Origin of the sequence: Micromonospora sp. NPDC047548 (genome assembly GCF_040642975.1) — a bacterium.
In the GTDB taxonomy this organism is placed as follows: Bacteria; Actinomycetota; Actinomycetes; order Mycobacteriales; family Micromonosporaceae; genus Micromonospora.
On the sequence record NZ_JBEYTI010000029.1, the window covers coordinates 37,835 to 56,608 of the forward strand.

Annotated in this window: 14 protein-coding genes and 1 pseudogene; 6 read left to right on the forward strand and 9 right to left on the reverse strand. The window is 72.8% G+C overall.

All coding sequences use genetic code 11. The features are described 5' to 3' along the window. Positions 1–30 precede the first annotated feature (30 nt). From ABZ807_RS24310 to ABZ807_RS24325, 4 genes are read right to left on the reverse strand one after another with little or no spacing between them, the layout of a single operon-like run. Positions 31–1,290 (reverse strand): TIGR02679 family protein, encoded by a 1,260-nt coding sequence (locus ABZ807_RS24310; RefSeq protein WP_357162212.1) that lies wholly within the window; start codon positions 1,288–1,290, stop codon positions 31–33. Continuing rightward, positions 1,287–5,372, reverse strand: a complete 4,086-nt coding sequence (locus tag ABZ807_RS24315; protein WP_357162215.1) for a TIGR02680 family protein — start codon at positions 5,370–5,372, stop codon at positions 1,287–1,289. Before ABZ807_RS24315 ends, ABZ807_RS24310 begins: the two co-directional genes overlap by 4 nt. Positions 5,373–5,375: 3 nt before the next feature. Next, complete coding sequence (locus tag ABZ807_RS24320; RefSeq protein WP_357162218.1) at positions 5,376–6,614, reverse strand: TIGR02678 family protein; 1,239 nt, start codon at positions 6,612–6,614, stop codon at positions 5,376–5,378. Next, complete coding sequence (locus tag ABZ807_RS24325) at positions 6,607–8,118, reverse strand: TIGR02677 family protein (RefSeq protein WP_357162221.1); 1,512 nt, start codon at positions 8,116–8,118, stop codon at positions 6,607–6,609. The genes ABZ807_RS24320 and ABZ807_RS24325 overlap by 8 nt, the downstream gene beginning before the upstream one ends. Before the next feature lie 335 nt (positions 8,119–8,453). Here ABZ807_RS24325 and ABZ807_RS24330 point away from each other — a divergent pair. The 5 genes and pseudogenes from ABZ807_RS24330 to ABZ807_RS24350 all read left to right on the forward strand — a co-directional run. Next, positions 8,454–9,179 (forward strand): annotated as a pseudogene (locus ABZ807_RS24330) (bacterial transcriptional activator domain-containing protein); the annotation flags it as partial. Positions 9,180–9,487: 308 nt separating this feature from the next. Continuing rightward, positions 9,488–11,767 carry an FAD-dependent oxidoreductase gene (locus ABZ807_RS24335; protein ID WP_357162224.1) on the forward strand — a complete coding sequence of 760 codons (2,280 nt, stop codon included), beginning with the start codon at positions 9,488–9,490 and terminating at the stop codon, positions 11,765–11,767. Further along, positions 11,764–12,084 (forward strand): antibiotic biosynthesis monooxygenase, encoded by a 321-nt coding sequence (locus ABZ807_RS24340; protein WP_357162227.1) that lies wholly within the window; start codon positions 11,764–11,766, stop codon positions 12,082–12,084. Before ABZ807_RS24335 ends, ABZ807_RS24340 begins: the two co-directional genes overlap by 4 nt. Next, positions 12,081–13,307: a cytochrome P450 gene (locus ABZ807_RS24345; protein WP_357162230.1), complete on the forward strand. Its 1,227-nt coding sequence runs from the start codon at positions 12,081–12,083 to the stop codon at positions 13,305–13,307. Before ABZ807_RS24340 ends, ABZ807_RS24345 begins: the two co-directional genes overlap by 4 nt. Before the next feature lie 67 nt (positions 13,308–13,374). After that, on the forward strand, positions 13,375–14,052 hold the full coding sequence (locus ABZ807_RS24350) for a TcmI family type II polyketide cyclase (RefSeq protein ID WP_357162233.1): 678 nt from the start codon (positions 13,375–13,377) through the stop codon (positions 14,050–14,052). Between the two features lie 476 nt (positions 14,053–14,528). Here the strand turns inward: ABZ807_RS24350 and ABZ807_RS24355 are convergent, their stop codons facing one another. From ABZ807_RS24355 to ABZ807_RS24375, 5 genes are all read right to left on the reverse strand, one after another. Continuing rightward, positions 14,529–14,954, reverse strand: coding sequence for a DUF4190 domain-containing protein (locus ABZ807_RS24355; RefSeq protein WP_357162236.1), 426 nt, complete (start codon positions 14,952–14,954; stop codon positions 14,529–14,531). Then, positions 14,951–15,352: a hypothetical protein gene (locus ABZ807_RS24360; protein ID WP_357162239.1), complete on the reverse strand. Its 402-nt coding sequence runs from the start codon at positions 15,350–15,352 to the stop codon at positions 14,951–14,953. The genes ABZ807_RS24355 and ABZ807_RS24360 overlap by 4 nt, the downstream gene beginning before the upstream one ends. After that, positions 15,349–15,933 (reverse strand): hypothetical protein, encoded by a 585-nt coding sequence (locus tag ABZ807_RS24365; RefSeq protein WP_357162242.1) that lies wholly within the window; start codon positions 15,931–15,933, stop codon positions 15,349–15,351. The genes ABZ807_RS24360 and ABZ807_RS24365 overlap by 4 nt, the downstream gene beginning before the upstream one ends. A 16-nt stretch (positions 15,934–15,949) precedes the next feature. After that, the gene (locus tag ABZ807_RS24370) at positions 15,950–17,800 is read right to left on the reverse strand and encodes an ATP-binding protein (protein WP_357162245.1); all 1,851 of its coding nucleotides are present in this window, start codon (positions 17,798–17,800) and stop codon (positions 15,950–15,952) included. Between the two features lie 195 nt (positions 17,801–17,995). Next, positions 17,996–18,334 carry a hypothetical protein gene (locus ABZ807_RS24375; RefSeq protein WP_357162248.1) on the reverse strand — a complete coding sequence of 113 codons (339 nt, stop codon included), beginning with the start codon at positions 18,332–18,334 and terminating at the stop codon, positions 17,996–17,998. Between the two features lie 109 nt (positions 18,335–18,443). Here ABZ807_RS24375 and ABZ807_RS24380 point away from each other — a divergent pair, with 109 nt between their 5' ends. After that, the gene (locus tag ABZ807_RS24380; protein ID WP_357162251.1) at positions 18,444–18,680 is read left to right on the forward strand and encodes a hypothetical protein; all 237 of its coding nucleotides are present in this window, start codon (positions 18,444–18,446) and stop codon (positions 18,678–18,680) included. The last annotated feature ends 94 nt before the right edge of the window (positions 18,681–18,774 follow it).

Genomic DNA, 18,774 nt, shown 5'->3' on the forward strand with positions numbered 1-18,774 from the left:
CCGGGCCGCCCGCACGCGTCACATCCTTCTTCACGTGTCCATGAGGTCGTCCAGCAGCGCGGCGACGACGCTCTCCTCGTGCACCACCAGCCGGTGCCGCCGCATCGCGGCGGCAAGCGCCGGATCCCACGGCGTGTCGAGGTCGGGTCCGCTGAGTTCCCGCAGCGGGGTGCCGCGCAGCCGGGCCTCAGCGATCGCTGCCTCGTAGTCGGTGGACCGGAACCGCCAGGGAAGGGCCCCGGTCCGCCGCATGACACGATCGGCGATGCCGACACCCGGCCAGTCAAAGTCGCCGTGGTAGGCCAGCCGCACCCGTTCCTGCGCGGCCAGCGCATCGAGCAGCGCGAGCGTGACGGTGGTGGGATTGCCGAGAGTGCAGACGAGGGCGGTGGGCGCGGCGGCGTCGGCGGCGGCTTCGAGCACGCGCGGGTTCTCGCAGACGTACACCGTGTCCTGGGCGATGAGCAGGTGGCCGAGCCGCCGGACGTCACGCAGACTCAGATGGGTTTCGGCGTGGTGGTCGGCTCGTTGCCGCAGGAAACGGGACAGCCAGTCGTCGGCGAGGGGGCGCAACCCGTAGGTGAGGACGGTGGTGGCGACCGTGTCGCCGGCGACACCGGCCGACTCCCACAGTGCCCGCCGGGCGGCGGCGTCGGTCGGCGGCTCGGAGGTGCCGGTCAGGGCCAGGGCGACGCCGCGCAGCACGAGCCGAGCCAGCAGGGTGTCGTCGTCCAGGCCGTGGGCGGTGCCGGTGACCCGTTCGGCCAGCTCGGTGCGGGACCACGGCGTGGACGGTCGGCCGAGGGCGAGGCCCAGCGCGGTCGTGGCCGCGGTGATCAGCCGGCGGGCCTCGTCGGAGGTGAGCCGGGCCAGCAGGCCGCTGCGCCACAGGCTGTCCAGCCAGCTGGTGGTCCAGTCCTGGCCGGCGATTCCGGCGGCTTCCACGGCGACCCGTCCGTGCTCGCGTAGCTGGGTTCGCCGGGTGACCTCGGCTGCGGCCTCGGCCGGTCGATCGGGTACCGGACCGGTGAGCGCCTCGACCACCTCGATCAGGCCGGTGCCGGCGGCGCTGCTGGCGAGCGCCCGATCGAGATCGGCCAGGTCGAGGGTGACCTGTGCGGCGACGGGCCGGCCGATCAGTAGCCCGACCGCTTCCCGCTGCCTGTCGTCGAGGGCGCGCAGCGACAGTCGTCCGCGCGCCGCGCGCCCGTTGCGGATCAGTCGCAGGCGCACCGCGGCCCACAGGGGAGCGAGTTCCGGTGAGCCGAGCCAGGTCAGCGCGGCCTTCACCGGGCCACCAGATTGCGTCGGGAGCCGTCCCAGCGGAAGTGCAGGGTCGCCACCCCCGGCTGGGTGGGGTCGCGCAGGCATTCGTAGATGCCGAGCGACGGCACTTCCGGGAAGCAGCCCCACAATCGTTCGCTGGTGAGCACCGCGTCCAGGTCCAGGTCGACGAGCAGGCCGAGGAGGCGGCCGTGGGTGGGCTCGTCGACCTTCGCGAAGGCGTCGTCGAGCAGGATCAGCCGTGGCGCGGGCGGGTGCGCCGCGCCGACAGAGGAGAAATGCGCGGCGGCTGCGGCGAACAGCACGAGGTACGACACGACCCGCTGCTCGCCCTGGCTCATCGCGGTCCGCGAGGACAGGGTCCGTTCCCGATCCGGGTTGGCCTGGTCGGTCACCTTCACCGCGAAGGTGAACCATTGCCGGTAGTCCAGTGCGGTGCGCAGGTGGGCGCCGTACCCGGCTGAGGAGTCGGCTCGTCGGGCGTCCTCCACGCGTCGGGCCAGCACCTCCCGGAGCCGGTCGTTCTGGTCTCTGGTCCGCATCGCCAGTGGCGTGCGCAGCAGGTCCACCGCAGCCTTGGTGTCCGCGTCGGAATCGGCCCGCAGCGTCCACACCAGCCGGGCGCCCAGCCCGTGCGAGGTGCGGACCCCGACCAGGGTGTCGTTCATGGCGGCGACGAGGTGGTGGGCGGCGAGGATCTGCCGGGACAGCGCGTCGCCCAGCTCTCCGAGCAGGAAACGTTCGAACGCCTGCCGCTCGCGGTCGGCGACTGCGGAGCGTTTGTCGTCCAGTTCCGCGCTCAACCTGGCCGCCGCCAGCGCCACCGGGTGCTGTCCGATGTCGTCGGCGATCTCGATCACCTTGACCCCGTCGCGGTCCTCCCAGATCAGGTCGTATCCGCCGGCGAGCCGGCCGCGTACGTCGTTGTACCGGTTGTGCAGGGCGTTCTCGCCGACGTCCTGCGGCTGCGCGCCGATCGTGGAGTGCAGGCGTCTGGCCAGCTCGTCGAGGTGCCGGATGCGTTCGCGGGCCGACTCGCCAGCCGGTTCGCTCTGGGTGAACGGGGGCAGGCCGAGTGCCGGGGAGACGCCGGGGAGGGTGAGGACCCGGGGCAGGGCCGTCCCGGCGGCGAGGGTGGCGTTCTCCTGTTCGGTGAGCCGCTGTCGGGCCTCGTCCCGAAGGTTCTCGGTGCGTACGCGGTGGTCCCGGGCCTGCTGGTAACGGTGCCGGGCAGTGGGCAGGCTGTCCTGGGCCGTGCGGAGCCGTCGGTCGGCGTCGGCTTCGCGGGCGAGGACGTCGGCGGGGTCGGCTCCGAGGGAGTCCTGGAGTACGGCCAGCGCCTGCGCGGCTTCGGCATGACGCCCTGCGGCGGCCGTGGCCTCCTCGTCGGCGGTCTCGCCGCGCTCCACGGCGAGCGCGTGGTCGGTGATCTTCTGCCGGTAGCCGGCCAGCTGCTCGGGCAGGGTTTCGGTGCTCCGCCGCTGGCGGGGCAGGTCCTCGCCGAGCATTCTGAGCCGGACCTCGACGCGGCTCAGGTCGTCGGGATCCGCGGGCAGCAGGTGGGCCTCGGCGGCGGACGCCGCCTCCCGTTGCCGGGCGGTGGCCTCGGTGCGGCGGTCCCGGGCGGTGCGGCGGGCGCGTCCGACGTCGCTGGTGAGCCGGGCCAGCGCCGATGCCGCCTCATCGCGTCGCGCCCAGGCGGCCTGCAGCGGAGCGCCGTCGGGCAGGTCACGCAGAGTGCGGGTCAGCTCGTCGCGGGTCTCGTCGGCGATGGTCAGGTCGCCGTCGAGGGAGTCCTGCTCCCGCTGCGCCTGGTCGATCCGGGTGGCCAGCTCGGCCAGGCGGCGGGCGCGTAGCGCCGCCCGGTTCGCCGCGCCGACGTATTCGGCGGTCGGTTTGTGCCAGGTGCCGTGGGCGACGCCGAGCCGCCAGCTTCCGTCGTAGCCGACCCAGCTGGTCGCCTCGGCGGGCCCGAGGGCGATACCAGCCAGCAGCGGTGTCACCCGCTCCGCGCCGGGCACGGGCTGCAGCGCCTCGTCGAGGCTGGCTCCGGAGACCGGTGGCCCGGGGCGTAGCAGGACCTCTCCGTTGCCGGCCACCACGGACCCGTCGGCGGTGACCCGGCCGTCGAGCAGGCCACTGGCCTCCAGTCCCGCCTCCAGCCCGGCCCGCTGCTCGGCGGTGAGGTGCCCGGCGAAGTCGACGAGCCGGTACAGCGCGTCCTCCGCCGGCGTCGTGCTGCGGAACCGCGAGGCTGGGGGCCGCGGATCGGTCTGTTCGGTCCACCGTCGCTGCTCTGCCCGCAGGTCGGCCATGGTCGCCTTGATCCGGTCGAGGGCGCGTAGCAGGTCGTCGCGACGGGCGTCGGCCGCGCGGCGTACCGGTTCGAGCGCGGCCTCGGCCGCGGACCGCGCCGTCGCCGGTGTGTCGGCGGGCAGCGCCACGTCGTCGTTGGCGGTCACGGCGCCCCGCAGTGCGGCGACGTCCGCGCCGACGAGGGCCGGTCGGGCCAGCCACGCCAGAACCTGACCGGCGTAGGCGGTGCTGGCCGCGAGGAGTTCCTCGGCCCGCGCCGCCAGCGTGTTCTGCGCCGTCTCCTGCTGGGCGTCCAGCAGCTCGGCGTCGGCCTCGGCGCGGGCCGCGATCCCGGCGGCTGAGGTGGCGCGGGTCAGTAGCCCGCGCAGGTCGGCGGCAGCCTGACGGCGACCGGTGATGGCGTGCGCGGCCGCCCGCAGCTGCTGCGCGCACCGTCCGATGTCGGCTCCGGCGGAGGTCACATCGATCGTGGACAGCCGGCCGTCGGCGGCCGCCGGAGTGAAGCGCAGCGTGAGCGGTTCGCCGAGATGGGCGACGTCGATCCCGGCCGCGGTCGCCGCATCGGCCAGTCGCCGGTGACCCTCGCGCAGCTCCGCCGCCGTCCGGCCGAGTCGGTCGGTTTCCTCCCCGAGCCGGGTGGCGGCGTCCGCTGCGGCGCGCCGCTCCGCCGCGGCGGCCCGTTCGGCGGACCGGGCGGCTGCCTGCAACGCCTCGACCGCCTGCCGGCGTTGCCCGAGGTCGCGGACCGCGCGGTACTCGGCGCTGTCCCGTAGTGCGGCGAGTTCCGTTGTCGTGTCCTGCACCTGCGCTTCCCACCGGCGCGCCGTGGCGTCGGTCGTGTTTTCCGCATCCAGCGCGGCGGCCACGTCGCGTTCACGCTCGCCGGCCTGCCGGCGGTGGGTCCGCAACTCGACCAGCGAGGTCTGCACGGTGGTGACCCTGCGGCGCAGCTCGCCGCGCAGGTATCCCCGGTAGGCGGTCATCAGATCGGTGAGGGCCGCGGAGGTCCGTTCCAGCCGGCCGAGGTCCTCGCGTACGGCCTCCAGGTCGTCGAGGTTGTGCGCCACCGTGTCGAGCACGTCGTCGTCCAGCGGCGGCAGCGCCTCGCTCAACTCCACGGTCAACTGGCCGGCCTCGATCCGGTCACCGACGGTGGGTCGCCGCAGCCGGTAGAGCAGGTGGACCAGGTTGCGGTAGCGGCCGGCGTCGGTGATGCCGAACAGCTCCCGGGCCACCCGCGCCCGGTAGTCCCGGGCGCTGGAATACACCGCGTCCTCACCGAGCCGCTCCCGCAGCCGGTCGATCGGCAGCGGCTGCCGATCGACCACGAGGGTGACGTCGGGGCCGACGCGCAGCGGGGTCACGAAGTACAGCAGCCTCGCCTCCCCGGTGGACGACGACCACCGCACCACGGCGCCCAGGGTGAGGAAGCTGTCGGCACCGTCGTCGCCCTGGCGGCGCAGCTCGGCCCAGAGGAAGCCCTGCCGGTTCACCCCGGTGGACCCCTCGCTCATCAGCCAGCGGAAAGTCGTGCGGCCGGCTCCGGTGGCATCGAGCCGTTTGGCGTCGCCGTCGAGGAGGAAGGGCAGCAGCAGCTCCAGCGCCTTGGACTTGCCGGCGCCGTTCTTGCCGCGCAGCAGCAGCCTGCCGTCCTCGAACTGGAAGACCTGCTCGTCGTACTGCCACACGTTGCAGATGCCGGCCCGGTGCAGGCGGAACCGGTCGGGGTTCGCCCGGCCGGTGGTTTCGGGCCGCGCCGTCGCGGTGGTCACGTCTCACACTCTCCTTTCGAGTACGGCGTAGCGCGCGGCCGCCGCCAGCAGGACGTAACCGCCCGGCGGGGCGCAGCCGCGTCCCTGCCGGGCGTCCACTGCCCGCGCCGCGGCCACCGCATCGTCGTCCTCGGCGTCGGCGACGGTGGGTCCGGCGGGGGCCATCAGGCGCATCTGGACGAGGAGACCGGTCACCGCCTCGCGGAGCAGCACCGGGTCGTCGACGTAGGCGCCGGCCCAGTGCCGGCGGTGCCGCTCGACCAGGTCGGCGAGCAGACTGTCCAACAGGCCCTCCGGTACGGGCACCCCGATCACCGGCGTCGAACCCGACCGGGCTGTCGGGGCGTCCGGGCGCAGTGCCGCCACCAGCGCCTCGACGCAGAGCAGGGCGGCCTGGGCCACCGTGCCGGTGCCGGGGAACCCGATGTCGGACAGGTCGTCGTCGGGGTCGACCAGTGCCGCGCCCTCGGCCCGCAGTTCCGCCTGCAAACCGACGTACTCGGCGAAGGACCGCTCGTCCCGGCGCTGCTCGCGGCGCAGCCAGGCCCGCTCCGCGGCGGTCAGGTCGTCCACGTACACCACCGGGGTCTCGACCAGCCGTCGGCGGGCGGCGTGCCGGGCGCCACCCGGCCCCGCCGCCGAGGCGGACCGGAGGAAGTCCTCCGGGGTGTCCGCCCTGCTCAGCGGCGTCGCCAGCAGATGGGCGGCGAGGTCCCGGTCCACGGTCAGCAACGCCTCGGTTCGACCGTCGTCGGCGTACCCGGCGACGCTGCCCTGCTCCTCCACCAGCACCCGCCAGGCGACCAGTTGCCGCAGCGCCGCCCCCAGCGCCCGCCGCTCCGCGGGTCGGTCCACGTCGCCGAGGTCGATGCCGGCTTCGACGGCAGCCGCCCGGATGTCCGCGACGAGCTGGGAGAGCAGGAGCTGCTCGGCGGAGGTCAACAGGACGGCGACGGCCAGCGTCAGATACGAGTACATCCGGGGGGTGAACGGCGCTCCCGTCGACCGGGTCAGGCCGCGTCCCGCCCCCGGGCCGAGTCCGGTCTTGAACAGCCGGGCGAATCCGGCCTCCACCACCAGCCGGTAGCCGAGGAAGGTGGCGAACCAGGTCTTCAACCAGTCGGCATGTCGCCTGACCAACGGGAACTCGTCGTGCTCCGGAAGCAACAACGGCACCGCCAACAGAGCGCGTACGGCCCGCCGACGCTCGGCGGCCAGTGCGATGTCATGCTCGTCAGCCATCGCCGGTCGCCTCCACCGGCGCGAGCCTGATGGCCAGCCCGTCGACGGTGAAGTCACCGCTGGCCGACCGCAGGACCAGCGTCGCCCCCGGCTTCCCGACTACCTCACACCGCAGCCCGAGATCCAACGAGAGCGTCACCGCCGACCCGCACCCCGGATCACCCGCACCCAACGCCTGCGCCAGCAACTCCAGAAGCAGGCTCATCGCCGACGCGGACAGGCGGACGGCGGACAGGTCAGCCGCGGCGGAGAGCAGTTCGCCGGCGGCGGTGATCTGCGCGCGCTGGGTCGCGGCCGCCTGCGCGAGCAGCATCGCCTGCTGTTCGCTGCGGTCCACCACGCCGGTCGGCCGGCCGCGGGGCGCCCGATTCCCACGCTCCCGCAACGAGACCGGCACGGTCACCGAGGGTGCCGGCCACCAGCTCTCCGTCGCCGGAACCACCGCCTCCGGATCTCCCGCGATCCCGAAGTGGCGCGCCCCGTACAGGCCGAAGGCCGCGGTGAACAGGTCAGCGGCGGTGTCGGTGTCCGCGGCGTCGAGCCACCCCGCCAGCCGCAGCAGGTCGCGGCGTCGCGACACTCCGTGCCCGGACGAGCGGATCATCCGCTTCGCGTTGGCCAACAGAGACTGCAACGCCCGCAGTGTCGCATCACGCAGCTGACCGACCTCGCTGCGCCGGCCGTCGGTGTCCCGGAACCAGGCACGCAGCGCCTCCCAGTCGGCCAGCTCCCGACCGCGGGTCCGCTGCACCGTGACACCCACCGCCTCAGCGGCTTCGACGAGGCCGTCACCGTCGGCGTCGATCCGGGCGAGCAGTGCGGGCAGCTGCGGCCAGATCCGGTCGAGGTCGCGCTCGATGCGTGGCGCCAGCAGCACGACCTCCTCGGTGATGGACTCGACGTAGTCCAGCAGGAGATTCTTGAAGCCCGCGTATTCCCCGGCGTCGAGGTCGTAGCGGGCGAGCACCTGACCCAGGTAGGCGTAGAAGTCCCGCACCGAATCGCGGAACTGCCAGAACTGCGCGAAGGCGGTGACCACGACGTCCCGGGTCTGGGCGGGGTCCGGGCCGCCCGGCCGTTCGACCTGCTCCGCGACGCGGGCCAGGCCCGCCGCCACCAGTCCGAGCAGCTCCCGGCTGATCTCGCGCGCCGAGTCGGCGCTCGCCAGCATCTCGTCCACCTGCCGCTGGATCCGTTCGCCCAGCGGCGAGAGCTGGTACCGCGAGCGTGCCCGGTGATATTCGGCGATGCTCTTCACCCGTACGGCATGCGAACTCGGCAGCAGATTGCCCCAGGTCACCAGCCGTCCCAGGCGGTCGGCTGCGGTATCGACGGTCAGCTGCTCACCGTTGCCGTTCAGCGCGTCCGCGACCTCTTGTGCCGACAGGTCGGTCATCAGCGAGCCGGCGAACAGGCGCATGATCGCCAGGTAGGTGGCCCGCTCCGGAACGGTGAGGTAGGTGTACCCGTCGAGCCGGTCCAGCTCCTCGGTGCGCGTGCCCACCTACGAAGGGTAGGCCGTTCCCCGGGCCGGCGGTGTCGCGGCCCCTCCTGCGAGCAGGCAGGCCTCGAGTTCGGGAAGTTCTGCTTGTCCCCAGATCCGATCGACGCCAACCCTGCGGCGGCGGGTGTCAACGGACTGTCACGGGAACCGCACAGATTCTGGTGCGCGGTGACGCTGGGGTGACGCCGATCGCGCAGACTTCCAGCTGAGGCGAGCGATCCTCGGGCAGCTCAAGCCCCGTTTCGCCGATTCAGCCGTCGGCCGGCTGGCCGACCAGAGCCGCCCACGGTCCCGGTGCAGGGAGTTCGATCGTGACGGGTGAGAAGAGCACGCGGTTGTCCACGACAGGCGGCACGCCAGCACAGCCGGGGTCCGACGCCGAGCCGACGGTTCGCCTCCTGCTGCTCGGCGGCTTCCGGCTGCTGCACGGCAGGAGGCCCGTGGCGGTGCCGCGCGGGCTGCAACGCAGCATCGCCCTGATCGGCCTGCGTCCGGGTGCCACCCGTACCCAGCTGGCGGGCCTGCTGTGGCCGGAGGCGTCGGAGGAGCGCGCCCTGTCGTCGTTGCGGACGGCACTGTGGCGGCTGCGCCGCGACCCGTCCTGCCCGGTGATCACTGTCGGCGACACGGTCCGGCTGCACCCGGTGGTCGACGTGGATGTCGACGAGCTGGCTCGGGCCGAGGCCCGGGTGAGCCAGGGCGGCGATCCGCGGCCGGCGGCGGCGGTCCTCGCCGCCGGGCGCCATGACCTCTTGCCCGGCTGGTACGACGACTGGGTCCTGCTGGAGCGGGAGCGGCTCAGACAGTTGCGGTTGCACCTGCTCGACGAGATGGCCCGGGCGCACCTGCGTGCCGGCGAGCACGGCGAGGCGTTGCAGGCCGCGCTCGAGGCGATGGCGGCCGAACCGTTGCGGGAGACACCGCACCGGTTGGTGGTCGAGACGCACCTGGCGGAGGGCAACGCGTACGAGGCTCTGCACGCCTTCTTCGTGTATCGCGATCTACTGCGGCGCGAGTTGCAGCTGGAACCGTCCGCGGCGATGTCTGCGCTGATCAACGACGTGCTCGCGCCGAAGCCTGCCCGTGCGCGGCCGGGGCCAGTTCCGTTGCGGATCGTCCCCGGCCCCGCCGCGTCAACGGTCGCGGACTCGACACGGATCGCCGGTGACGGCGCGGTGACGCGACGTCCGGCAAGGTCGCAGAGCGACGTCGTCGTGGTCCGGGCGTCACCGGCCGGGACCTTCTACCCGCCATCGCAGCCGGGAACGCCACCGATCGGTGCGGTGGGCGGCCGGTCGAGTAAGGACGGGCGCTGGCCACCGTCGTTCCACAGCTCCACCGTCTCGCGCAGGCCGTCGAAGGAGACCTCATGATCAGGACGATGGTCCGGATACGCGCGCGTCCGGGGTGCGAACCCGCCGTGGAATCCGCGTGGCGGGCGGTCGCCGGGCAGATCAGCGGCCTGGCCGGCAATCTCCTGCATGACCTGCTTCTCGACGCCAACGATCCGCGTTCGTTCGTCGTGGTCACCGAGTGGGCCGACGAGTCCGCGCTGCGCGACTACGACAACGGGCCGGTCGCCGCGCGCTTCGCCGCCGCCGTCCGCCCGCTGCGAGAGACATTCGCAGCGGAGAGCTACCGGGTGATGCACGAGCCCGACGGCGAGGGGTCGGCGATCCTCGTGGACGTCGAGGTCACCGTGCCGGCCTCCCGGATCGCCGAGTTCGAGCACGGATACGCCCAGGTCACCGCACGGATGGCCGGGGTACCCGGGTACCTGCGCGAGGACCTGCTGCGCGAGCCCGGTGCGGACATCTACCACATCGTCGCTGAGTGGCGCAGTGAAGCGGAGTTCTACCGCTGGATCGGCAACCCGGCACACGCGCAGGAGGAGGCAGGGCCGATCGCGCCGTTCCTCCTCAAGGACTTCCGGCGCCGCCTCTTCCACATCGCGGCTCATCCCGACAGCAGGCGAGAACCGAGTACGGGCAAGGAGATCGACGTGCACACGACAACGGACGTACTCATCGTCGGAGCGGGGCCCACCGGGCTGACCGCCGCCGTCGAGCTGGCCCGGCGCGGCATCGAGTGCCGGGTGATCGAGAAGCAGGCCACCCCGCCCGGGCAGGCCGACAAGGCGATCGGCGTGCACTGCCGCACGATGGAGATCTGGGAGAGCCAGGGCATCGTGCGGGAGGCGATGGACGCCGGGATCTGGCTGACCGGAAACCTGGTGTTCGTCAACGGCGTGCAGACCCATCAGATGAGCTGGGAGCTGCCCGAGCTGCCGTACGCACACCTCGGCCTTCCCCAGTACGAGACCGAACGCATCCTCACCGAACGGCTGGCCACGCTCGGCGTGCGCCCGCACCGCGGTGCCGAGCTGGTCGCGTTCACCCAGGACGACGACGGCGTGCTGGCCACGCTCGCGACCGCCGCCGGCGAGGAGACGGTACGCGCGAAGTACCTGGTCGGCTGCGACGGCGCGCACAGCAAGGTCCGCGAGGTGCTCGGGTTGACGTTCTCCGGTGGGCTGGGCCGGTTCCCGCAGCTGTTCATGCTCTGCGACGTGGACGTGGACTGGGACATGCCGGAGGGCCACCTGCTCCGGTTCATGCACGAGACCGACGGCCGGATGGACGGAATGCTGGTCTGCGTTCCGCTGCGGGGCGACTCCCGGTACCGGATCGCGACGCTGGCACCGGGCCGGTTCTTCGCGCAGACCGGCGGGCAGGACGCCCCGCCGGGGTTCAGCGAGGAGCTCGCCGAACCGACCCTCGCCGACCTGCAGGCCGCGCTCGACCAGCTGGCCCCGCCCGGCACGCGCGCGTCGAATCTGCGCTGGTCGTCGGTGTTCCGGATCAGCCACGGGATCGTGGACCGGTACGGCGACGGCCGGGTGTTCGTGGCCGGCGACGCGGCGCACCTGCACCCGCCCGCGGGCGGCCAGGGCATGAACACCGGGATCCAGGACGCCTGGAACCTGGCGTGGAAGCTGGCGCTGGCGGTGCGGGGGACAGCCGCGCCCGGGCTGCTGGACAGCTACGAGACCGAACGGCGCCCGGAAGGCGAGGAGATCGTCGGGCGCGCGGTGCGGATGGCCTTCACCGACGAGCTGGACCGCGATGACCTGAAGCGGCAGTTCCTGCAGGAGATGTCCATGCTGCTCAGCTACTCGGACAGCCCGCTGGTCGGCGAGTCCCTGTCCGCTCCCGATGCCCTGCGCGACGGCCCCGGGCCCGGCGACCGCGCTCCCGACGTCGGCGGCCTGAGTCGGCGGGGCGTCGGGCACCCGCTGCGGCTGCACGACCTGACCCGCGGCACCCGGCACACGTTGTTGGTCTACGCCGACGGCTCGGCCGACGAGGGGACCGTGACCGCCGTGGGGAAGCTGTGCGCCGACGTCCGCCGGCAGGCGCGCGGCCAGATCGACGTGTACCTGCTGCTGAGTCCGGACGCCCGCGTGCCGTCGCTGCTCGATCCGCCGGTGGTGCGCGACGCCGGGGGCGAGTTCCGCGTCGCGTACGGCGTCGACGGCACCGCCCTGTACCTGGTCCGCCCGGACGGGCATGTCGGGTTCCGCAGCCAGCCGGTCGACGCCGACGCGCTCAGCAAGCACCTGCAGTTGGTGTTCGGAGGCACGCGATGACGACGGTACGCACCGTGCTCGCCATGCGTACCAGGGAGGGCTGCGAGGAACGGTTCGAGGCGGAGTGGCGCTCGGCTGCCGAGGAGATCCGCGCGCTGGACGGATGCCTGAAACAGGACCTGGTCCGCGACGCCGACGACCCGCGCAGCTATCTCATCATCAGCGACTGGGCGGACCGCGAACGGCTGGACGCCTTCGGCCGCAGCGAGCACCGTGACCGGTTGCTGCACATGATCCGGGAGCTTCGCGAGTCCGCGCAGCGGCACACCTACCAGATTCTGCACAGCGTACGGAGCGAGCCCGAGGAGTCGCGATGACCGAGGATGCCGTACCCGCAGCGCAGCTCTACACCCACGAGTTCGCCGCCGACCCCTATCCCACCTTCGCGCGGATGCGGGCAGAGAAACCGGTGTGCCCGGTCAGTTCACCGCGGTTCGACTCCTACCTGATCACCCGGTTCGACGACGCCAGGGCCGCGCTGACCGACCCCAGGCTGTCCAAGGATCTCTACGGGCCCGGCCAGCAGTACCTGCGGATCTTCGGGCCGAACTCGGAGGCGTTGAACAAGAACATGCTCAACGCGGATCCCCCGGAGCACACCAGGCTGCGGCGGATCGTGTCGCAGGCGTTCGCGCCGCGGCGGATCGAGGCCCTGCGGCCCCGCGTGGCGGAGATCGTGGACAACCTGCTCGACAAGATCATCCCGCAGGGGCAGTCCGAGCTGATGCACGACTTCGCGATCCCGCTGCCGATGATGGTGATCAGCCAACTGCTCGGGATACCGGAGACCGACCACGAGCGGGTCCTCGACTGGACCCAGGTGATCAGGACGTCCGGGTCGTCCGGCCGTAGTCCCGAGGAGGACAGGGCGGCCGTGCAGGAGGCCCAACTGCGGCTGCACCACTATCTCGCCGACCTGGTCCAGGCCAAACGCGCGCACCCCGGCGACGACATGATCAGTGCGTTGATCGACGCCTGCGACCACGACGGACAGCTGTCCGAACGGGAACTGGTCACCACCACGTTCCTGCTGCTGTTCGCCGGGCACCAGACCACCGCGGACTTCCTCGGCAACGCGACCGTGGCGTTGCTGACCAATCCCGACCAGCTCGACCTGCTGCGCGCCGAGCCGGAGCTGCTGCCCTCGGCGATCGAGGAGCTGCTCCGGTTCGACGGCCCGTTGCCGGTGGCCAGTCCCAGGATCGCCACCGAGGACGTCGATTACCAGGGCGTACGCATTCCACGTGGGTCGATCGTCGGCGTGGTGATCAACGCGGCGAACCACGACCCGGCGCACTTCGCCGACCCGGACCGGCTGGACCTCTGCCGCGAGCGGGGCCCGCACATCGGCTTCGGCCACGGCGTCCACTACTGCCTGGGAGTCTCGCTGGCCCGGATGGAGGCACAGATCGGCATCGGAGCGCTCCTGCGCCGGCTACCGGAGCTGCGGCTCGGGGTGCCGGTCTCCGAGCTGCGCCGGCTGCCGGCGGCGTCGCCGTTCCGTGGCCTGCTGGAACTCCCGGTCCAGTTCACCGCCTGACGGCCTCTCCCATACACAGCATGAAATCAACGTCCACTCAGTCACCATTCACACCCGAGGAGCAGTCATGGTCTTCCGAAACGTGATCGTCTGTCACATGGTTCCGGGCAGTGAGGGCATCGTCGGCGATGTCTTCGGCTACTACGACAAGACGACCCGACCACAGGACCTCGGCGTGATCGGGCGACGGCTGCTGTCGCTCGACGACCTCTACATCCATGTGATCGAGCGCAAGGCGGACCCGAGGGTGTCGGGCCAGACCCGGGGACTGCCCGCGTTCCAGAAGATCGCCGAAGCCATCGCTCCGTACGTGACGCCGTACCCGAAGAACTGGCAGAACCCGTCCGACTCGGTCGCCAAGGAGTTCTACAGGTGGGTGCCGGCAGCGGATTCGGTGCCGCCGGAGTCGGCCGGCAGGAAGCTCATCGTCATCATCGGACGCATCAAGCCCGGCGCGGAGCCCGACGTCGCGCGGATCTTCGGGGAGTCCGACGCCGGGTCGCTGCCGGTCCAGATGGGCGTCACCGGCCGCTGGTTGTACTCGATCGACGACGTCTACGTGCACCTGTTGGAGCGCACCGACGAGGCGTTCGCCGACGCCACGGGGCACGACCATCACCAGCCGGCCTTCGCCAAGATCATGGCGGAGCTCAGCCCGTTCATCAGCCCGTACAACCCGGACACCTGGCGTGGCCATCAGGACTCGGTGGCCAACGAGTACTACCGCTGGCGAGCCGACGACTGACAACCGTCGGGTAACGGGCAGGCATTCCGGCGAGCTATGGAACATCCCCGCAGTGCGGCTGCACTATCGGATGCGGCGCCAGGCCTGAAGAAATCGCAACTGGCGGCCTGGCCCCGGCTCTCCGGTGGTTCGTCCGGTATCCGTCGCGATCGGTCCCGAACCGGCCCTGCGCGAGGACCTTCTCGCGGTCGTTGATGATCTCGATGGTCGCGGACCGCTTATGCGGAAGCAGCGGACGTGCTCGCCGAGCAGCGCGCAGGCAGCGGCGAGACGCGACGGCGGCCGTGCTCGCTGCCGGACGTGCTCCAGGCGCGTGACTCTCGGCCAGGTTGACCGGTCGACAACCCTGTCATCGGGCCTCCATCCCATGACGTGAACTGCGCCAATGCAGTGGCAGTGATGCTGGGTGCCGAGCCGTACCGAGGATCGAGCGCGGAGCACCTCGGTTTCGTCGAAGGTCATCAGGAATCCGCCTTTCACGGAGTGGGGGTGGGGGTGGCGGCACCGATGACGCCGCCGAAGAAGACCATGAGGGTGAGCGTGACCGCCGGGGCGACGAAGACGTAGCCGAGCACCAGTCCGGCGACGGCCATGCCGCGGCCGGACTTCAGACCGTTGCGGGTCTCGTGCAGGCCGATGTGCCCGAGGATGACGGCGAGGATACAGGGAAGGCCGAACACACACCATCCGCCGAGCACGCCGACGATGCCGAGCACCATCGCGGCGGTGGCGGTGCCGGACGAGGGCGGCGCCGCGATCAGCAGCGGCGGCGGATACGCCACGGCCGGCGGATACTGCCCGGCCGGCGGGTAGGGGCCGGCCGGCGGGTAGGGGCCGGCGGGGACGGCCGAGATCGGTGGCAGCGGCCGGGTCGGGTCGTGGCCGGGCTGGGGGTAGGTCATCGTCGGTCCTGTCCTTCGTCGAGTCGGTGGAGCAGGGCGCTGACCTCGCTGTGCAGGCGGCGCAGCTCCGCTGCGGTCGGGGCCAGCTCGTAGCAGTGGTGGTGGGTGGCGGCCGACAGCGTCGCCCAGGCGTACGTGATGCGGCGGGCCACCTCGGTGCCTGGCCCGAGCCGGCCGCGCAGCATCAGCTGCTTGGCCCGGCCCTGCTGGCAGGCGGCCACGGCCGGCCGGACCCGCCGCCAGTAGTCGTCGATGCCGCCTTCGAGGGCGAGGCGGATCAGGCAGGCGCAGGCCCGCGGCCACCACCCGGCGGTGACCGCCGTCGCGCCGAGCGGGCCGGCGCCGCGCAGCAGCTGGTCGGCCGCCGCCAGGCAGCGGCTCGGCCGCGGGGCGGTCACGCGAGGCCCTTCGCCAGGCGGCGGGCGTCCGCGACCAGGCCGGGCAGGTCCGCCAGGTACGCCCCGTGCACGCCCTCCCGGCAGGCCCGGTACGCGCCGACCGCCCAGCCGCCGTGGCGGCCCAGCCAGCCGAGCACGTCGCCACCGCGGTCCGCGTCGTCGAAGACGGCCAACGCGACGATCGTGGTCAGCCGGCGGGACGCGTCGACGATGGCCGTCTCGATGTCGTCATGGGGCACTCCACGGGCCACCCGGGTCCGCCACACCCGCAGGTGGCAGGCCGCCTCGATCGCCGACCGGCACAGCTCCGCCACCACCGGCCCACGTACGTCGGCGGGCAGCTCGTCGTTGCGGGCCAGGGCGTACGCGTCGTCGAGGTAGCGGGTGACCGGGTCGGAGCCGGGCCGCACGGTCACCACGGACCGCTCGGCGCGCTGCACCTCCACGATCCGGGCCCGCCCCAGGTCGAGCCGGCGCACCGCGTCGGGCAGCCGGGTGTCGTGGGTGAACACCACGACCTGCCGGTCCTCGGCCAGCTCGGCGAGCACCCGGGCCAGTCCGTCCACCTTCGACGGGTCCATGCTCTGCACCGGGTCGTCAACGACGATGAACCGGAACGGGCTCTCGGGGGGCGCAGCTGCGCGGCAGGAACGTGGCCAGCCCGAGGGCCTGCATCTCACCCTGGCTCATCACGCCCAGCGCGGTGCCGTTGTCGGCGCCGTCCACGCTTACCGGGAAGACCACCCGCCGCCGGTTGTTCGTCCCGGCCAGGGTCATCGCGCCCAGCTCGACGTTGCTCTCCTGCCGCAGCTGCTCCCAGATCCGCTGCGAGTGCGCGGCGAACGGCGCGATCCGCTCGTCGCGGATCGCCGTGCCGGTTTCCTTCAACCAGGCGCGCGCGGCCTTCAACCGGGCCAGGGCCGCCTCCCGCGCCGCCAGCCCGCCGGCGGCGGTCACCCACGCGCGCAGCTCGGCGGCGGCCGCCCGCCAGCCGGTGTCGCGTTGCCGTAGGAACCCTTCGGCGTACGCGCGGGCCGCATCCGCCGCCGCCACCACCGCCGGGTACCGCGCGGCCAGGTGGTCGGCCAACTCGGCCGGTTCCCCGGGTACGCGCCGCAGCGCGGCCACGGCCTCCCGCAGCGCCCCGACCGGCGGCTTTGATCCGGTGCCCTCGGGCACCACCAGGTCGTCGATCAGGTGGTGCGCCTGACGCAGCAGAGCGGTGAGCCGGGTCGCCGCGGTCTGGGCGGCGACGCTGCGCTGCCGCAGTTCGGTCAGGGTCTCCGTGGCGGCGGCCCGCCAGTCACCGTCGAGGGCGCCGGTGACGCAGACGGGACATGGCCCGTCGCCCCGGTCATCGTGGTGTTCGAGGGCGAGACGCAGCAGTTCGGCGCTGCGCAGCGCCGCCCGGGACCGACCGCCGTCGTACCGGAGGGTTTCGGTCGCCGCTTCGCGCACATGCCCGGCCAGCCGCGTGACCCCGTCCACGGGCGGCGGGTCGAGGGCGGCGAGTTCCCGGCACAGCAGTACCGCCTCATCGGCGGTCGCCTCGTCCGGCTCGTTGAGGATCGCCGTCAGCGCCGGCAGGTCGACCGCGCCTCGGCCGCGCAGCAGCGCGGCAGCCCGCCGGGCCCGGTCGTCGTCGACCCCGGCGAGCTCGTCGGCCAGGGCGGCGCGCTGTGCGCGTACCTCCTTGACGGCCGTGTCGTGCGGCCGGGCGGCGCACATCAGACGCTGGTCGGCGTCGGTCAGCGCGTCCAGGCCGAGGATGGCGAAGAGCGCGTCGAAGAGCTGGCTCTGCGTGCCGGCGGCGAGCCGGCCCAGCTCGGCGGCGGTGAGGAACGGCCGGTACAGCTCCAGCGGCCGGGCCAGGCCCAGCTCGACGAGGCCGCCGTGCCGGCCCCGCGCGCTGGTCACGCTCACCTCGGCGTCGGCCAGCTCACCACCGGTGGGCCAGGCCCGCCTCACCTCGGTCGGCGTGGCCACCCCGTCGACCCGCAGTTCCACACCGATCCGGCACGGGTCCGGGGCGTGCAGGTTCCGCCACCCGGTACGCCAGACGCTGGTTTTGTCGGCCCAACGGGCGCTGTCGCCGGTGAGGGCGAGTTCGACGGCCTCGGCGAAGCTGGACTTGCCGGAGCCGTTGCGGCCGACGACCAGGCTGATGCCCGGCCCGGGCGCGATGTCGAGGGTGCGTTCCGGTCCGACGCCGCGGAACCCGGCGACGGTCACCGACTTCAGCCAGATCCGCTCCGACGGCTCGTCGTTGGTGGGGGAGCGCGGGTCGAGCCGGGTGGGGCTGCCGGCGAGGGCGGCGGCCAGGTCGTCCTCGCCGGTGAGCGCGGCGAGGACCAGTTCGGCGGTGTCGGCCTTTACCTCGCTGTCGTCGGCCAGCCGGTCGAAGATCAGCTCGATCAGCGGTGCGGTGGGCTGTTCGGGGAGGGTCATGGTGGTCTCCAGGCGCGTGGTGTCCGCGGGCCGACGGCTCGTCGGCCCGCCCGGGGCGAGCGGTGGAAGTGGGGCAGGCGGCGGTGGCCGCGGGGACGCTGTGGAGCTGATGTCGCAAACGATTCAGGCGGGCGGGGCGGAGGCTGGAGCGCGGCGTGCGCCGCGCCGAGGAAGCGGTGCAGGCGCCGGTCGGGTTCAGACGGTGGCGTTCGCGTGCCAGGCGCGCAGGAACGCGTCGACCAGGGCGTACGCCCGAGGACGCAGGTCGAACGGCTCCTCCCGTCGGCGGCGGGCCATGTGCGACAGGCCGTCGGCGGCCTCGTTGAGCGCGTGGCCGCTGTGCCCCTTGACGTGCCCGAAGGCCAGGTCGGGGCGGCGGGCCACCTGCTCGGCGAGCCGGACCAGGGTGGGCTGGTCCGACCAGCGGCGCTGCCGCAGGCTGTAGCCGGCGGGCATCGCGCTGGTCTCGCCGGACTGCCAGCGGCGCAGGTACCGCAGGGCGGCGAGGCTGTCCAGCAGCACCGTCATGCCCACCGGCGCGGCCCTTCCAGCTGGCGTCGGTCGCGGCGACCAGCGGCGCGGACGCCGTCGCCCAGCGGGCCACCCGGCCGCGGCCGCGTTGTTGGTCCTCGCCGGACCGGCGGTGGATGCCGTGGTCGGCGGCGAGCCGCTCGGCGGTGTCGAGCAGTTCGCCGGCGGAGGTCAGCTCGTCGTAGTGGGCGGCGGTGAGGGCCAGGCGGACGGCGTCACCGATGCGCTGGCAGTCGTCGCAGCCGGTGGTGCGGGCGTAGCCGCGCAGGGCGACGGCGCGGTCGTGCCGGGGAGCGGGGAGTTGGGCCAGGGCGCGGAGGAACTCATCGGGACGCATGACGCCTCCTGACGTCTCGTGATCGCTGGCTGGGGCCGTCGAGGGAGTTTGCTCAGCGGACGCTGGTCAGCAGGGCGGTTGCCGGCAGGAGACCAGCCGGGCCGCC